Raw genomic sequence first — 16,451 nt, forward strand, 5'->3', positions numbered from 1 at the left:
AGTCAGCAGGCCCAGTCTGGTAAAAACAATGGCTGAATGGACAACGCCCGCGGGCGATGCCATTGATGGTTGCCGGAATCGTTGCATTTTGCGGGTTTAGTGCGCAACCGTCATCCGTAAAGTGTAGATGTCCGGGATTGGCGGTGCTGCTGCGGGCCCCATCGCGGGCAAGCCCGCTCCCACAATGTTATCTGTTGTTCACAAATTTTGCGTTCACAGAAGATCCCTGTGGGAGCGGGCTTGCCCGCGATGGGGCCCTAAAGGGCGGCAAAGGTCTTGAGCGGTACTTGCATCTTCCCCTTCCCGCCCGCATAAATCCGTACATGAACCTGCCCATCCCCGCAGACAGTGCACTGAACGGCTTCCACCCCGCCGTCAGCGCCTGGTTCAGTCACACCTTTGCTGCGGTCACCGCCGCTCAGGCCCGGGCGTGGCCGTTGATTCGCCAGCGCCGCTCGACGTTGATCGCGGCGCCCACGGGCTCGGGCAAAACCCTCACCGCATTCCTCGCGGTCATCGACGATCTGGTGCACCGGGGCCTGGACAATCCTGAAGGCCTGCCGGATCAAACCCTGGTGGTCTACGTCTCACCGCTCAAGGCGCTGTCGAACGACATTCGCATCAACCTGCAAAACCCGCTCGCCGGCATCACCGAACAGTTGCGCCTGATGGGCCTGCCGGAACTTTCGATCAGCACCGCCGTACGCACCGGCGATACTCCGCAAAAAGACCGCTCGGCGATGCGCAAAACCGCGCCGCATATCCTGGTGACCACGCCGGAATCGCTCTATGTGTTGCTCGGCTCCGATTCCGGCCGGCAAATGCTCGGCACCACGCGCACGGTGATCGTCGACGAAATCCACGCCATCGCCGCCAGCAAACGCGGCAGTCACCTGGCCTTGAGCCTGGAACGCTTGCAGGCGCTGTGCGCCGAACCGCTGGTGCGCATCGGCCTGTCAGCCACGCAGAAACCCATCGACGCGGTTTCGCGCTTTCTGGTGGGCCGCGACCGCCCTTGTGAAATCATCGACATCGGCCACGCCCGCCCACGGGACCTGGATATCGAAGTGCCGCCCGTGCCGTTGTCGGCGGTGATGGCCAATGATGTCTGGGAACTGGTCTATGATCGCCTCGCCGCCCTCGCCCGGGATCACCGCACCACGCTGATTTTCGTCAACACCCGGCGCCTGGCCGAACGCTTGAGCCGACACCTGAGCGAACGCCTGGGCAAGGAGGCCGTGGCCGCCCACCACGGCAGCCTGGCCAAGGAATTCCGTCTCGACGCCGAGCAGCGGCTCAAGCGCGGCGACTTGCAAGTATTGATCGCCACGGCATCGCTGGAACTGGGTATCGACATCGGCGATGTCGACCTGGTGTGCCAGATCGCCTCGCCGCGGTCGATCTCCGGCTTTCTGCAAAGGGTTGGCCGCTCCGGACACCAGGTTGGTGGCACGCCCAAGGGCCGCTTGTTCGCCACCACCCGCGACGACTTGATCGAGTGCGCCGCGCTGCTCGACTGCGTTCGCCGGGGCGAGCTCGATACCTTGCTGATCCCCGTGGCACCGCTGGACGTTCTGGCGCAGCAGATCATTGCCGAAGTCAGTTGCCAGGAATGGCAGGAACAAGCGTTGCTGGACCTGCTGCGCCGCGCCTCGCCCTATGCCGATCTCGACGAAAAACACTATCAGGCGCTGCTGCGGATGCTTGCCGAAGGCTACAACGGACGCCAGGGCATCCGCAGCGCTTACCTGCACCGCGACGCCGTGACCCGCAGCCTGCGAGGGCGCCGGGGGGCGAAACTGACGGCGGTGACCAGCGGCGGGACCATTCCGGACAATGCCGACTACAGCGTGTTGCTCGAACCTCAAGGGCTGAACATCGGCAGCGTCAACGAAGACTTTGCAGTGGAAAGCATCGCCGGGGATGTCTTCCAGTTGGGCAATACGTCTTATCGAATCCTGCGCGTGGAAACCGGCAAGGTGCGGGTCGAAGATGCCCAGGGCCAGCCGCCGACCATTCCGTTCTGGCTCGGCGAAGCGCCAGCACGCAGCGCCGAATTATCGATGGCGGTGGCCCGTTTGCAGGCGCACCTCGATGGGTTGCTGGGCGCTACGCCGGGCCAGTTGCAACCCGCGATCGAGTGGCTGACGAACACCCTCGGCCTGAACCTGGCCAGCGCCGAACAACTGGTGGAATACCTGGCCCGGGCGCGCCAGACCCTCGGCGCCCTGCCGTCGCAGGATACGCTGTTGATGGAGCGTTTTTTCGACGAGTCCGGCGGCACGCAACTGATCATCCACAGCCCATTCGGCAGTCGCATCAACCGCGCCTGGGGCCTGGCCCTGCGCAAGCGTTTCTGTCGCACCTTCAACTTCGAATTGCAGGCCGCCGCCAGCGAAGACGCCATCGTATTGTCGCTGTCCACCAGCCACAGCTTTGAACTGGACGACGTCTGGCGTTACCTGCACAGCAACAGCGCCGAGCACATCCTGATTCAAGCGGTGCTCGACGCGCCGCTGTTCGGCGTGCGCTGGCGCTGGAATGCCGGGGTTGCCCTGGGCCTGCCGCGCTTCAGCGGCGGGCGTAAAGTCGCGCCACAGATTCAGCGGATGAAAAGCGAAGACTTGATCGCCAGCGTGTTTCCCGACCAGATCGCCTGCGTGGAAAACCTCGCTGGCGAGCGGGACATTCCCGACCATCCGCTGGTGGAACAAACCCTCGACGACTGCCTGCACGAAGCCATGGACAGTGAAGGCTGGCTGGCCTTGCTGCGGCGCATGGAGCACGGCGACGTTCGCCTGATCAGCCGCGACTTGCCGGCACCCTCGCCGCTGGCCGCAGAAATCCTCAGCGCCCGCCCCTACACCTTTCTCGACGATGCACCGCTGGAGGAACGACGCACGCAAGCGGTGCTCAACCGCCGCTGGAGCGATCCGCAATCCACCGACGACCTCGGCGCACTTGACGTCGAGGCGATTGCCGCTGTGGGCGATGAAGCCTGGCCAGCCCCCGGGAACGTCGATGAAATGCACGAGGCGCTGATGAGCCTGGCGTGCATCACCGACACCGAGGCCCGGGCCAATCCGAATTGGCTCGACTGGCTGAGAACCCTGGCCGACAGCGGCCGCGCCTGCCAAATCAATCAGTCTCTGTGGCTGGCGCGGGAACGCCTCACTTGCCTGCGGGCGATTTATCCACAGGCCGAATGCTGGCCGGTCCTGCAAGCGTTGCCGGGCTTTGATGAACCCTGGGAAGCGGATGCCGCCCTGCTGGAAGTGCTTCGTGCGCGGCTTAGCGCTTTTGGCCCGGTGCCGCTGGAGGCGATTGCCGAACCGCTCGGTTTACCGCCTGATCGAGTCACGCAGGCCTTGGCGCAACTGGAGCGCGAAGGCTACGTACTGCGTGGCCGTTTTACCCCGGGTGGCGCCGAAGACGAATGGTGCGAACGGCATCTGCTCGCGAGGATTCACCGCTACACGGTCAAGCGTCTGCGCCGGGAAATCGAACCGGTGGCGTTGCAGGACTTCATGCGGTTTCTGTTCGACTGGCAGCATCTGTCCAGCGCTACCCAAGGTCAGGGCAATGCGGTATTGCCGGCAATCGCCGCGCAATTCGAAGGCTACCCCGCCGCCGCTTCAGCCTGGGACAGCGACCTCCTCCCGGCGCGCATCAAGGACTATTCGCCGACCTGGCTCGATGAACTGTGCCGCAGCGGCAAACTGGTGTGGACTCGTCTCACCGCGCACAACAAAAACGCCAGCGCCGCCCTGCGCAGCACACCGATTGTGTTATTGCCACGCAACCGGGTCGGGCTCTGGAGCGAATTGGCCGAACAGACACCGATTGACGAACTGTCGCCGAAAACGCAAAAGGTTCACGCCGCCCTCAGCCAGCACGGCGCACTGTTTTTTGATGAGCTGACTCATGAAGCGCACTTGCTGCGCGCGGAACTGGAAATTGCCTTGCAGGAATTGGTAGGCGCCGGACTGGTAAACGCCGACAGCTTTGCCGGTCTGCGCGCATTGATCACCCCGGCCAGCAAGCGGCAGAGCCGCAGCAGCCGACGCGGCCGCGGGGCCTTCGTCGGGGGCATGGACGACGCCGGGCGCTGGGCGTTGCTCAGGCGGGGTGCCGGCGCCGCGGTTGTGGATAACCTGCGCCCGGCGCCAACACCCGCCGACACGCTGGAACACATCGCCATGACCTTGTTGCGTCGCTACGGCGTAGTGTTCTGGCGGTTGCTCGAACGGGAAGCGGATTGGTTGCCGAGCTGGCGGGAATTGTTGCGCACTTTCCATCGCCTGGAAGCACGCGGTGAGATTCGCGGCGGACGCTTTGTCAGTGGCCTGGCGGGCGAGCAATTTGCGCTGCCCGAGGCGATTCCTCTGTTGCGCGAGGTGCGCCGCCGGCCCCATGACGGCAGCTTGATCGCGGTGTGCGGGGTCGATCCGCTGAACCTTGCCGGCACGCTGCTGCCAGGGGCGAAAGTGCCGGCGCTGGCAAGTAATCGGCTGGTGTATCGGGATGGATTGCCGGTGGCTGCGGAGATTGCCGGCAAGCAGGTTTTTTGGCGGGAGCTGGATCAGCAGGCGGGTGCAGAGGTTCGCAATAAACTGATAAGACGCTGATCGTTCCCATGCTCCGCGTGGGAACCCAGCCAAGGACGCTCTGCGTCCCGGAAGCGGACGCGGAGCGTCCGGTGAGGCATTCCCACACGGAGCGTGGGAACGATCATTGACTGCTGCGCAGCCCAGCGGGAGCAAGCTCCCTCGCCACAAAAGATTTGTTGGGGCGCAGTTATGGAATCCGAACCTGATCCGATATCTCCTCATCCTCCTGCCGGCGCTTGGGCAACATAACCTGCTGTGGATAAGTCTGCGCGAAGTGTACCCATGGGCTGTTATCCACAAGTTTTTTCAAACGCTGGTTGAACGCTCGACTCACCGCGTACTGACCGCCCGACACGGTGCGGAACTGCGCCGTCAGCACCACGCCGTTGAGGTCCATTTTGTCGACACCAAATACGTCCAGTGGCCCTTGCAGGTTGTACCTGAGGAACGGGTCATCGCTGATGGAATGCCCGGCCTCGCGAATCAGTTCAATGGCCTTGTCGACATCGGTGTCGTAGGTGAACTGCACCGAGAAGAACGCGTAGGCAAATTGCCGCGATTGGTTGGTCACTGCCTTGATCTGGCCGAACGGCACCGAGTGCACGAACCCCTTGCCATCGCGCAAGCGCAAGGTGCGGATGGTCAAACCTTCGACCGTGCCGGCGTGGCCGGAATCGAGTACCACCCAGTCGCCGATGGACAGTGTGTCTTCAATGATGATGAACAATCCGGTGATCACATCCTGCACCAGTTGCTGGGAACCGAAACCGATGGCCAGGCCGATCACCCCGGCACCGGCCAGGAACGGCGCGACGTTGATCCCCAGGTTGGCCATGGTGGTGATCGCGCAGATCACCACCAGAATGATTTTGATCGCGTTGCGCAGCAAAGGCAGGATGGTTTTTATCCGAGTACTGGGCTGGCGTGCAGAGCGCTTATTGGCCGGTGGTTTCAGCGCTTCCTGGATCGCCGTATCGAGCACCACCCACACCATCCAGGTGATCAGGAAGATCAGGCCGATATGGCTCAGCGAATCACTGATCGCCCGACCGACCGCATTGCTCACCGCAAAATCGAACAGCGATACGCCCCAGATGCGCCCGAGAATATCGATGAAGACGATGGCCATGGCGATGCGCAGCAAGGCGTGGGAAAGGCTCAGAAAACGCTGTTTGTAGGCACTGCTGCGGCGCACGTCCGTTTCACTGCGCGACTTGAAAAGGTGATGCAGCGTGGTACTCAGGAACACCGTGGCAATCAGCAGTATCGTAGTGAACAGTGCACTGCGCAGGACCTGCTGATTGTCTGCACTGACGCTGATCAGGTTGATGATCGAAACCAGCACCATCAACAGAATCGGCCAATACCAGAGCCCGGAAAAAATCCGCAGGGTTTCACGTAACGCCGGCTGTTTGCGGCGTTGGGCCAGCGGCAGGATGCGAATCAGCTGAGCGACCGGTCGACGCATGCGGACCACTAGCAGACCAAAGGAAATCGAAGCCGCCAGACCGGTAAACACTGCGATGCTGCTGGTGAGATTATTGCCCAACTGATGAGCGATCTGCGGACTGGTCAGCGCGTCACTCAGTGCGACGAGAAAACCGATCCCGAACAGCGGACGCGGACTGTGCTGGCGAATGATCTGTACTGCGCGACGTTTGTGACCGGTGTTGAACAGCACCACCAGTGACATCACCAACGACGCGGCGAACACGCCGCTACTGGTGGCATAGGCAAAGCACAACGCCAGCGCCCGCCCCGCCGACACTGGTAGAAACTGACTGGCATAAATGGTCAGCGGCAGGCTCACCAGCGCGGCGATGCCGTAGGGCAGCACGTAGCCCAGCAACGCTTGTCCACGCTCACGGCTGAGCAGTAACCGATGTTCACACAGGCGTTGCGCCGACCATTTGCCGAGCAACCAGAATGAGCCAAAAACTGCGGCCCAGACCAAGGTCAGCAACAGGAAATCCCCAGTCACGCTCCAGCTCGAACGAGCGGATGGATGATTGACCAGCTGATCGACCTCGTCCGCGGCGCGATCGGCGCGCAGACGCCAGGCGTCGACCAGGTTTTCATTGAGGTCGAGCCTGGTCTGCACCTCGTCGATGCTGGAACTGATGGCGCCCAGCAAGCCGCCCTGAACCAGCGGTTGAGGGTGGGCCGGCGGTGTCGCTGCAGTGGCACTTGCGGGCAGACCCGCAACGGCCGCCGCCTCCAGTTCCTCGCTGCCCACAAACAGCAACGCCCCCAGTAACATCGCGGTCTTGAGCTTGATCAAGGCATCCGCTCCTTTGGATAAGACTGTAAGGAACTGATCGACAAATGACGGACTAGTTCGGCGCTGGCCCCCATCGGCTCGGCGATCTTTGCGTTGAAGACAAATATCAAATGCTCATCCCTGTATTTTTCCGCACAACCCAAACCCCGACACTGCGCTCCATCAAATCAACCCACCGGAGTTGCAGTCATGCCTATTGCCTTGCTCGCGCTGACCCTCAGCGCCTTCGCCATCGGGACGACCGAGTTCGTCATCGTTGGCCTGCTACCTACCATCGGCGCCGACCTCGGCGTCAGCCTGCCGTCGGCCGGCCTGCTGGTCAGCCTGTATGCGCTGGGCGTCGCCGTGGGCGCCCCGGTGCTGACTGCCCTGACCGGCAAAGTCCCGCGCAAATTGTTGCTGTTGTCGCTGATGGTACTGTTTACCCTTGGCAATCTGCTGGCTTGGAAAGCGCCGGGTTACGAGTCGCTGATACTGGCACGGATCGTAACCGGTCTGGCGCACGGGGTGTTTTTCTCGATCGGTTCGACCATCGCGACCAGTCTAGTGCCCAAGGAAAAAGCCGCCAGCGCCATTGCCATCATGTTCACCGGCCTGACCGTGGCCCTGGTCACCGGCGTGCCGCTGGGTACGTTCATCGGCCAACATTTCGGCTGGCGTGAAACCTTTCTCGCCGTCTCGGCCCTGGGCGTGATCGCGTTCATTGGCAGCCTGCTCTTTGTGCCGAAAAACATTGCCCACAGCAAACCGGCTTCATTGTTGCAGCAATTGCAGGTGCTCAAGCAACCGCGCCTGTTGTTGGTGTACGCGATGACGGCGGTCGGTTACGGCGGTTCGTTCATTGCCTTCACGTTCCTGGCACCGATTCTTCAGGACATCGCAGGTTTCAGTGCCAGCACCGTCAGCCTGGTATTGCTGGTGTATGGCATCTCGGTGGCGGTCGGCAACATCTGGGGCGGTAAACTGGCCGACAAACGCGGCCCGATCAGCGCCTTGAAAATCATCTTCGCCTTGCTCGCCGCAGTACTGTTCATCCTGACATTTACCGCTGGCAATCCCTGGTTGGCGCTGGCGACCGTACTGGTCTGGGGCGCCGTGGCTTTCGGGAATGTGCCGGGTTTGCAGGTGTACGTGGTGCGACAGGCCGAACATCACACCCCCCATGCGGTGGACGTCGCATCGGGCCTGAACATCGCCGCGTTCAACCTCGGCATCGCCGGCGGCGCCTGGGGTGGCGGTTTGATCGTTGCACACATGGGCTTGATCCATACCGCATGGATCGGTGGACTGGTGGTGCTGGTGGCCCTGGCATTGACGGCGTGGAGCGGCCGCCTGGATCGCCTTGGGCCGGTGTATGCCGAAAGCTCGACCCGGGTCGTCCCCAGTCACTGATATCCCCTTGCAGGAGCGAGGCTTACCCACGAAGGCGCCGGATCTGGCGACATTGATGTTCAATGTTATGACGCCTTAGCGGGCAAGCCTCGCTCCTACCGGTCAATTTAAAGAAATGCACCGTCGGTAGTTCCGTCGAAACTTTCGCCGCTTGCCCGCAGTCATCAAAAGATCGGGGGCATTCAGACGGGAGGCGACATGGCGGCGATTCACATCGGAATTTCAGGTTGGCGCTACACGCCCTGGAGGGGCGATTTCTACCCAAAGGGTTTGCCCCAGAAACGTGAACTGCAGTTCGCGTCGCGGGCGGTCAACAGCATCGAAATCAATGGATCGTTCTACGCCCTGCAACGGCCTGACCGGTACGCCCAGTGGTACGCCGAAACCCCACTGAACTTCATCTTCAGCGTTAAAGCCCCGCGTTTCATTACCCACATCAAGCGTTTGCGGGACATCCACAAGCCCCTGGCCAATTTCTTCGCCTCCGGGGTTCTGGAGCTCAAGGAAAAGCTCGGGCCGATCCTCTGGCAATTTCCGCCCAACTTCAAATTCGATGCCGAACTGTTCGAAACCTTTCTCGATCAGCTTCCCCACGATACCCAGCAAGCAGCCGCCCTCGCCCACGAGCACGACTCGCACCTGCACGGCCCGGCCAGTTTGAAGGCCCATGGAAAAAAGCCGCTGCGCCACGCGGTGGAAATTCGTCACGAAAGCTTCATCGACCCGGCCTTCGTTCGCCTGCTCAAGCGCTATAACGCCGCGTTGGTGATCGCCGACACCGCCGGTAAGTGGCCTTACCGCGAAGACATTACCAGCGACTTCGTCTACCTGCGCCTGCACGGTGCCGAAGAACTGTACGCCAGCGGCTATACCGCGCAGGCGCTCAAGCGCTGGGGGGACCGGATCGATGCCTGGCATCTCGGTCGGCAACCGGAGGATCCGCATCTGATCGCGCCCAGACAGAAGCCCAAGGCACGTAAGTCCCGCGAAGTGTTTTGCTACTTCGACAATGACATCAAGGTTCACGCGCCCTACGACGCACGCCGCCTGCTGGAACGTTTCGATCTCAACAAACACCTGCTCACCGCTCCCGGGGAACCTGCCGCCGAAGGGGTGCTGCCATGAGCATTTCCGAGCCAATCGGCGTGACGGACGAACAAGAAAGCGTCAACACCAGCGTGCACCGGTTTACGGTGCTGACGGTCAATACGCACAAGGGTTTCACCGCACTCAATCGCAGGTTCATTCTGCCGGAGTTGCGCGAAGCGGTGCGCAGTGTAGCCGCCGATGTGGTGTTTTTGCAGGAGGTTCACGGCACTCACGAACAGCATCCCAAACGCTACAGCAATTGGCCGGCGATGCCGCAATATGAGTTCCTTGCCGACACGCTGTGGCCGCAGTTTGCCTACGGACGCAATGCGGTTTATCCGGCGGGCGATCACGGCAACGCGCTGTTGTCGAAATTCCAGATCGTTCGCCATGACAACCTCGACGTGTCCATCAGCGGCCACGAGAATCGCGGCATCCTGCATTGCACCCTGCGCCTGCCCGGTGAAGGTCCGGAGGTACACGCGATTTGCGTGCACCTGGGCCTGCGTGAATCCCACCGCAATGAACAACTCAAATTGCTCGCCCAGCGTTTGGCGCAACTGCCAGGTGATGCACCCGTGATTGTCGCCGGCGATTTCAACGATTGGCGCCAGCGCGCCGATGCCCTGCTCAAACCCTGTGGTCTGCGCGAAGTGTTCGCCCAGCATCACGGCAAACCGGCGCGCAGTTTTCCGGCACGCCTGCCGGCCCTGCGCCTGGATCGCATCTACGTGCGCAACCTCAAGGCCAGCCACCCGCAAGTGCTCACCACTCGCCCCTGGTCACACCTTTCCGACCACGCCCCCTTGTCGGTGGAGATAGAGCTATGAGTATTTCACCGATGGAAAAAACCACTGTGCAGCCGATTGCCGCGCCCCCCATTAGCCAGCCCGCAATGGTCGATGTCGAATACCGCTGGCAAGGCAATAACCGCGTCGAGTTGCTGGAAAACGGCGAAGCCTATTTCCCCCGGGTGTTCGAGGCCATGCGCCAGGCGAAAACCGAAATCCTTCTGGAAACCTTCATTGTCTTTGAAGACAAGGTCGGCGATGAGCTGAAGGAGGTGCTCATCGACGCGGCGCAACGGGGCGTACGTGTCACCGCCAGCCTGGACGGATTTGGTTGTGGCGAACTGAGCACTGGGTATCTCACTGCCCTGAGCAGCGCTGGCGTGCATCTGCAAATGTTCGACCCGGCCCCCAAGCGCCTGGGCATCCGCACCAATTGGTTCCGCCGCCTGCACCGCAAGATCGTGGTGGTGGACGGGACCATTGCCTTCATCGGAGGAATCAATTTTTCCGCTGACCATCTGGCCGATTTCGGTCCTGAAGCCAAGCAGGATTATTCTGTGGAAGTTCAAGGCCCGGCGGTGGCGGACATTCACCATTTTGCCCTGCTGCAATGCGGCCGACCGGTGCACGCCAAGTACTGGTGGCAACGCCGCAGGCAGCGCCGCTCGGAACTGGCGGTCAGCGATCACGATGGTCAGGTGCGCCTGGTACACCGCGACAACGGTGATCACCGCAACGACATCGAAGAGGTTTACCGCGAGGTGTTGCGCACGGCAAAACGTCGCGTGGTAATTGCCAACGCCTACTTTTTCCCTGGCTATCGTTTGCTGCGCGACATCCGCAACGCGGCTCGCCGTGGCGTTGACGTGCGCCTGATCCTGCAAGGGCAGCCGGACGTCCTGATGGCCAAGCTCGCTGCGCGCATGACCTACGATTACCTGCTCAAGTCCGGGGTGAAAATCTACGAATACTGCGACCGTCCGCTGCACGGCAAAGTCGCGCTGGTGGACGAAGACTGGAGCACCGTCGGCTCCAGCAACCTCGACCCGTTGAGCCTGTCGATGAACCTGGAGGCCAACGTGTTGATCCGCGATCGCCAGTTCAACCGGATACTGTACGAGCGCCTCGAAGACCTCAGTGACAACCACTGCAAATTCATGTCCGTGGACAAGGCCCCGCGTGGACGAGTCTGGCACATGACCGTGGGTTTTCTGGTGTTCCACTTCCTGCGCCATTTCCCTGCCTGGGCCGGGTGGCTGCCCGCGCATAAACCACGACTGAAAGCGTTCACCGCACCGACCGGGAGCGATCGACATGAGCCGCACTGAAGCACCCGCGGCGCCCCACGCCGAGCATCCGGCCAAATCGCGTCTGGGCCGTTGGAAAAGACCGCTGACCCTGCTGTTTTTTCTGGCGCTGATCGTCCTGTTGACGATGTTCGCCCAGCGTATCGAATGGGCCGAAGTGCTCGAAACCCTGGCTGATTTCAAGGTGCGTACTCTGATTATCGCGGCCAGCCTGACCGTGGTGAGTTTTCTGGTGTACGCCTGTTTCGACCTGATCGGCCGCACTTACATCCGCCAGGACCTGACGTGGAAACAGATTCTCCCGGTAGGGATCATCAGCTATGCCTTCAACCTCAACCTGAGCGCCTGGGTGGGCGGCATCGCCATGCGTTATCGTCTGTATTCGCGACTGGGGGTGAGCAAGAGCAATATCGCCAAGATTCTCGGCCTGAGCCTGGCGACCAACTGGTTCGGCTACATGCTGATCGCCGGCGTAGTGTTCAGCAGTGGGTTGGTGCGGATGCCGCCAGGCTGGAAATTGAGCAGCGGTGCATTGCAGGCGGTGGGCGTGTTGTTGCTCTTGGCGAGTGCCGGATACCTCGCAGCCTGCCGTTTTTCCAGCCGCCGCGAGTGGTCGATTCGCGGTGTGGAAATCAACTTGCCATCGCTGCGCATGGCAATCCTGCAACTGTGCCTGGGTGCCTTGAACTGGTCACTGATGGCCGCGGTGATCTTTACCTTGCTGCCGAGCAAACTGGATTATCCGCTGGTGCTTGGAGTGTTGCTGATCAGTGCCATCGCCGGGGTCATCACGCACATCCCGGCCGGGCTTGGTGTGCTGGAAGCGGTGTTCGTCGCGCTGCTGCAACATGAGGCGTCACGGGGCAGCCTGGTGGCGGGGTTGCTGGCCTATCGGGCGATCTATTTTCTGCTGCCGCTGTTGATCACGTTGGTGATGTATTTGTTGGTGGAAGCCAAGGCGAAGTCGCTGCGGATTGCCAAGAAACCCAAGTGATCTGCTGTGATTGGACTGACGCCATCGCGGGCTTGCCCGCGATGGCGCCTTCGATGGCGCCTTAAAGAACACCACCAATCACTTGGACTGAATAATGCTCAAACGCTCACCCACCACCATTTCCGTGATCCAGTCCACGAGGATCGAGGAGTAAGCCTGCTGTGAAACCGGATTGCTCAATGCGTGATCGGCACCGTCGATAATCCGGTGCGTCAACGAGTGCGTCTGCTGGCACGCCGCGCGGTAGCTCATGATGGTTGCGTGAGGTACATAGGCATCGGTCTCCGATTCCACCAGCAGAACATCTCCGGTGAATTCCGAGCAGGCGTGCAAGGCGCGATTGCTGTCGGCACGCACCAGCGTGCTGCGGTAATCGCGCAGGTCGAGCTTGTCCAGGTCACGCTTTGGCGTGTGCCATTTATCGTCGCGATACAGCGCCGGCACCCGCAACGCCAGCCAGCGCACAGGGCGCAACGACGTCAGGATCGAGGCCAGGTAACCGCCGTAACTGGTGCCCACCACGGCAATGGCCGAGGTATCGAGTGCCGGGTGCGCCAGCAAGCGATCGTAAGCTGCCAACAGGTCACGCAGATTATCTTCGCGAGTCACCCGTGACAGTGGAATACCCGTGCCTCCGGTGTGTCCGCGAAGATCGAATGTCAGGCAGACACACCCCAGGCCGGCAATACCTTTGGCCCGTTCCAGGTCTCGCTCCTGACTGCCGCCCCAGCCGTGTACAAATAACACGCCGGGGACCTTGGATTTGGGACTGAGGAACGTCCCGCTCATCTGTTCGTCGTCAATGTCGATTTGAATGCTTTCGCTTCTAGCCGTCATAGGATTTGACCGTTACATACTTGAGAAGAAAATCACTGTTTTGCGCCGGTCCCCGGTACACCTCGATGGCGTCCGCGGGCAGCGCCTGATCGATGTAGGTTTCCACCGAAGACACCCGGATCGCACGCATTGCAGGATCATTGAGAAATGCCTGCAACGCTGCCACTTCGGCGCTACTGGCACCGCCCATGCGCCAGGATTGTTCGAGCACCCCGCTACGCCGCTTGCCGTCGCTGGCCAGCCCTTGGGCGATGTCGTAGTTACGCCGCGAGGCATAAAAAGCGGGATAGGCTTCATCAGCGGCCCTGTCGAACACCTGCGCCTGGTGGATCGCCAGTTGCACATCCTCCGGCAAGTCCAGCTTCAACAGATCGTCGTAATTACCCTGCACCACCAGCAGGTTGGAACCACCATAGACCTCTTCGCCGTGAGCGTCTTCGGTCAAGTATTGATCACCGCAGTAACTCAGCACGGTGTTGCCGATGAAACTCTGACCGACGCTGTGGGTGATCACCTGGTCCAGGTCCTGTTCCAGCACTACGCCCTCATTGAACAACGCTTTGGCTTCAGGGCGAGCGAGTATCTCGTCGAATTGATCGAGGCTGCTGATCACTTCCTGACCGCGTCCGGCGCAAGCATGAATGGGCTTGAGACGTATTGGCCCGGTGTAGAGCAGATGCTCCGCCGCCGGCCGTGCATCAGCGAACGAGAACACGCTGAGACCGTCGAGCACGACACTGCGCACACGCTCGGAAAACAGCGGCGCCCAGCCTTTCGGCGCATGAGCGTGGTAGTTCAACAAGCCGTGGCTGATCGCCTTGGTGCAGATGAAGTCATGTTCGACATACCCGCCCCACAAATCTTCCGGCCCCTTGATGCCCAGTTGACGAGCGGCCGCGGCACCCACCAGCGTCTGGGTTGGCAGCAAGTAAAGGTCTCGACCGGCATGCTGTTGCGGGTCGAAGCTGCCACCGAATTTGAGCCCAAGGATTTGCGCCAGCCAGCGGGCCAACGCGCGGTTGGTTTCGACTTCATGCTGCGGCGCATCAGGGTGCACCGAATGGGCGACCACCAGTTTCTTGCGGTTTGCCGGGGTCATGCATCCCCCTTGAATCGTCGCTTGAGAATGTAGCCTTTGCAGGTGCAGAGATCAGGCCAATCGGCGTAGCGGGAAAACGCTTTTTCAATCAAACATTTACGCAAGCGGTGATGGCATGGCGCCTGCTTTATTCTGCACGACAGCAAATCCACTCCATGCAATTTGCACGATCAATAAACGCTCCTGCAGGGAGGTTGTGGTGATTATCGGTTCGCAGCGGCTGGCGTCACCCCAAACCGCGTCCGGTAATCACTCGGCGCCAGCCCGGTAATTTTCTTGAACGTCGAACGGAAAGCCCCCGGGTCCTGATAGCCCACGGTCCAGGCAATGTGATCGATGGTGCCATTGGTGAACTCGAGCATTTCCCGTGCCTTGCCGACACGCAGGTGCTGGCAGTACTCGGTGGGCTTGAGCCCGGTGGCCGCGCGAAACCTGCGCAGAAACGTACGCTCCTCCAACCCTGCGCGCTCAGCCATCGTCGTGAGCGAAACGTCAGTGGCCCCGGTGCTTTGCAGCCAGTGCTGGACCTTGAGTATCGCCCCATCGCCATGGTTGAGGATCGGCGCAAAGTTGCTGCCGCACTCGCTGGCGCTGTCGCTGTGTTCGACCACCAGAAAACGCGCGGTGCCGGTGGCAATGCTTGGCCCCAGCAGACGATCCACCAGACGCAACCCCAGTTCCGACCAGGCCATCAATCCGGCAGTGGTGATCAAGTCGCCATCGTCGACAATCGGCGTGTCGGCCTTGAGTTTGATGGCCGGATAACGCTCGGCAAAGGTCTTGGACGAAGTCCAGTGAGTCGTGGCGCTACGACCGTCGAGCAGACCACTTTCAGCCAGCAGGATCGAGCCGACACAGACGCCGCCCAGAGTTGCTCCGTTGGCGTGCTGCTGTCGAATCCACTGAATCAGCCCTTGCGGCGCCTGGCCTTCGGAGAATCCGGCAATCGACGGCGGAATCAGCACCGCCACTAACGCGTGCTCGGGGCCGGGATGGCTGTCGTAAACCCGCACCGGTTCCCGGTCACCCTCGACCTGCCAATGGCTGACGCGCAACAACGGCAGATGCGCTGCCTGATGCTCCCCGGCAATCCGGTTGGCCACCCCGAACAGGTCCGTCAAGCCGTGCACCGCCGCCATTTGCGCGCCGGGATAGATCACCACCCCCAGCTCGGCGATTGGCCTTTGTGCGTCCATTGTCAGTTTTCCCCTTTCAATTGTCGGTGCGGCCAATCCTCGGAAGGCCTGCACAAGCCAATACTTGATTCCACACCAAACCGCACTTCGAGGAAACAGTCATGGCCAAGCAAGCACTCATCGTAGTCGATATCCAAAACGACTACTTCCCCCAAGGCAAGTGGCCGCTGGTCGGCGCCGATGCCGCTGCCGACAACGCCGTTCGCCTGCTCAAGGCTTTTCGCGAGGCCGGTGATTCGGTGGTGCACATTCGCCACGAGTTCACCTCAGAAGACGCGCCGTTTTTCACCCCGAACTCCGAGGGCGCCAAGCTTCACCCCAAAGTCCTCAACCAGGCCAATGAGCCGGTGGTGCTCAAGCACTTCGTCAACTCGTTCCGCGAAACCGAGCTGCAGTCGATCCTCGACGAGCAAGGCATCAAGGAGCTGGTGGTCGTCGGCAGCATGAGCCACATGTGCGTCGATGGCATCACCCGGGCGGCCAATGATCTGGGCTACAGCGTTACGGTGATCCATGACGCCTGCGCCTCCCGCGATCTGGAGTTCAATGGCCTCACCGTCCCGGCAGCCCATGTGCATGCCGCCTTCATGTCGGCACTGGGTTTTGCTTATGCCAGCGTGGTGTCGACCGACGAGTTCCTGGCCCGATAAGCACTTCGGTCATGCTGGCATTTGCCAGAACCTGACCGGCAACAAAAATGCAAAAGCCCATGGCCGCAAATGCCATGGGCTTTTTATCGCCTGTGAATCTGGACGATCTGCACCGAACGCAAGACCGCCAGAACGCTGGAAAGTCATGCCAACGCTAACAATGGCCTCACTCCCAACGCATCCGCGGGGGATTGTTGCTTGCACC

The 16,451-nt window shown here is 61.1% G+C and carries 11 protein-coding genes; 7 read left to right on the forward strand and 4 right to left on the reverse strand.

The window, feature by feature from the left end; all coding sequences use genetic code 11:
• Window positions 1–323: 323 nt before the first annotated feature.
• Window positions 324–4,628 (forward strand): DEAD/DEAH box helicase, encoded by a 4,305-nt coding sequence (locus tag ASD60_RS21080; protein ID WP_056855859.1) that lies wholly within the window; start codon window positions 324–326, stop codon window positions 4,626–4,628.
• 169 nt (window positions 4,629–4,797) lie between these two features.
• Here the strand turns inward: ASD60_RS21080 and ASD60_RS21085 are convergent, their stop codons facing one another.
• Window positions 4,798–6,891 (reverse strand): mechanosensitive ion channel family protein, encoded by a 2,094-nt coding sequence (locus tag ASD60_RS21085; RefSeq protein WP_056855860.1) that lies wholly within the window; start codon window positions 6,889–6,891, stop codon window positions 4,798–4,800.
• 189 nt (window positions 6,892–7,080) lie between these two features.
• On the opposite strand from ASD60_RS21085, the gene ASD60_RS21090 reads away from it, so the two are divergent.
• The 5 genes from ASD60_RS21090 to ASD60_RS21110 all read left to right on the forward strand — a co-directional run bounded on the left by ASD60_RS21090 (window position 7,081) and on the right by ASD60_RS21110 (window position 12,464).
• Window positions 7,081–8,283 (forward strand): MFS transporter, encoded by a 1,203-nt coding sequence (locus ASD60_RS21090; protein WP_056855861.1) that lies wholly within the window; start codon window positions 7,081–7,083, stop codon window positions 8,281–8,283.
• A gap of 198 nt (window positions 8,284–8,481) precedes the next feature.
• Entirely contained in the window at window positions 8,482–9,408 is a 927-nt protein-coding gene (locus ASD60_RS21095; protein WP_056855862.1) for a DUF72 domain-containing protein, read from the forward strand.
• Window positions 9,405–10,202 carry an endonuclease/exonuclease/phosphatase family protein gene (locus tag ASD60_RS21100; RefSeq protein ID WP_056855863.1) on the forward strand — a complete coding sequence of 266 codons (798 nt, stop codon included), beginning with the start codon at window positions 9,405–9,407 and terminating at the stop codon, window positions 10,200–10,202. The genes ASD60_RS21095 and ASD60_RS21100 overlap by 4 nt, the downstream gene beginning before the upstream one ends.
• Window positions 10,199–11,491, forward strand: coding sequence for a cardiolipin synthase ClsB (clsB, locus tag ASD60_RS21105; RefSeq protein ID WP_056855864.1), 1,293 nt, complete (start codon window positions 10,199–10,201; stop codon window positions 11,489–11,491). Before ASD60_RS21100 ends, clsB begins: the two co-directional genes overlap by 4 nt.
• Entirely contained in the window at window positions 11,478–12,464 is a 987-nt protein-coding gene (locus tag ASD60_RS21110; protein ID WP_056855865.1) for a lysylphosphatidylglycerol synthase domain-containing protein, read from the forward strand. Before clsB ends, ASD60_RS21110 begins: the two co-directional genes overlap by 14 nt.
• A gap of 78 nt (window positions 12,465–12,542) precedes the next feature.
• On the opposite strand, the gene ASD60_RS21115 is transcribed toward ASD60_RS21110, so the two are convergent.
• The 3 genes from ASD60_RS21115 to ASD60_RS21125 form a co-directional block, all read right to left on the reverse strand.
• Entirely contained in the window at window positions 12,543–13,301 is a 759-nt protein-coding gene (locus ASD60_RS21115; protein ID WP_056855866.1) for an alpha/beta hydrolase family protein, read from the reverse strand.
• Window positions 13,291–14,400: a DUF3182 family protein gene (locus tag ASD60_RS21120; RefSeq protein WP_056855867.1), complete on the reverse strand. Its 1,110-nt coding sequence runs from the start codon at window positions 14,398–14,400 to the stop codon at window positions 13,291–13,293. Before ASD60_RS21120 ends, ASD60_RS21115 begins: the two co-directional genes overlap by 11 nt.
• 203 nt (window positions 14,401–14,603) lie before the next feature.
• Window positions 14,604–15,596: a GlxA family transcriptional regulator gene (locus ASD60_RS21125; RefSeq protein ID WP_056855868.1), complete on the reverse strand. Its 993-nt coding sequence runs from the start codon at window positions 15,594–15,596 to the stop codon at window positions 14,604–14,606.
• 101 nt (window positions 15,597–15,697) lie between these two features.
• Between ASD60_RS21125 and ASD60_RS21130 the strand changes: the two genes are divergently transcribed.
• Window positions 15,698–16,246: a cysteine hydrolase family protein gene (locus ASD60_RS21130; protein ID WP_056855869.1), complete on the forward strand. Its 549-nt coding sequence runs from the start codon at window positions 15,698–15,700 to the stop codon at window positions 16,244–16,246.
• Window positions 16,247–16,451: the final 205 nt, after the last annotated feature.

The sequence above is a fragment of the Pseudomonas sp. Root562 genome (genome assembly GCF_001427125.1).
Taxonomy (GTDB): domain Bacteria; phylum Pseudomonadota; class Gammaproteobacteria; order Pseudomonadales; family Pseudomonadaceae; genus Aquipseudomonas.

Bases quoted from the DNA above. Each gene is read 5' to 3' on its own strand.
- ASD60_RS21120 (WP_056855867.1), bottom strand. From the start codon at position 14,400: ATGACCCCGGCAAACCGCAAGAAACTGGTGGTCGCCCATTCGGTGCAC.
- ASD60_RS21125 (WP_056855868.1), bottom strand. From the start codon at position 15,596: ATGGACGCACAAAGGCCAATCGCCGAGCTGGGGGTGGTGATCTATCCC.
- ASD60_RS21095 (WP_056855862.1), top strand. From the start codon at position 8,482: ATGGCGGCGATTCACATCGGAATTTCAGGTTGGCGCTACACGCCCTGG.
- ASD60_RS21090 (WP_056855861.1), top strand. From the start codon at position 7,081: ATGCCTATTGCCTTGCTCGCGCTGACCCTCAGCGCCTTCGCCATCGGG.
- ASD60_RS21110 (WP_056855865.1), top strand. From the start codon at position 11,478: ATGAGCCGCACTGAAGCACCCGCGGCGCCCCACGCCGAGCATCCGGCC.
- ASD60_RS21080 (WP_056855859.1), top strand. From the start codon at position 324: ATGAACCTGCCCATCCCCGCAGACAGTGCACTGAACGGCTTCCACCCC.
- ASD60_RS21100 (WP_056855863.1), top strand. From the start codon at position 9,405: ATGAGCATTTCCGAGCCAATCGGCGTGACGGACGAACAAGAAAGCGTC.
- ASD60_RS21115 (WP_056855866.1), bottom strand. From the start codon at position 13,301: ATGACGGCTAGAAGCGAAAGCATTCAAATCGACATTGACGACGAACAG.
- clsB (WP_056855864.1), top strand. From the start codon at position 10,199: ATGAGTATTTCACCGATGGAAAAAACCACTGTGCAGCCGATTGCCGCG.
- ASD60_RS21130 (WP_056855869.1), top strand. From the start codon at position 15,698: ATGGCCAAGCAAGCACTCATCGTAGTCGATATCCAAAACGACTACTTC.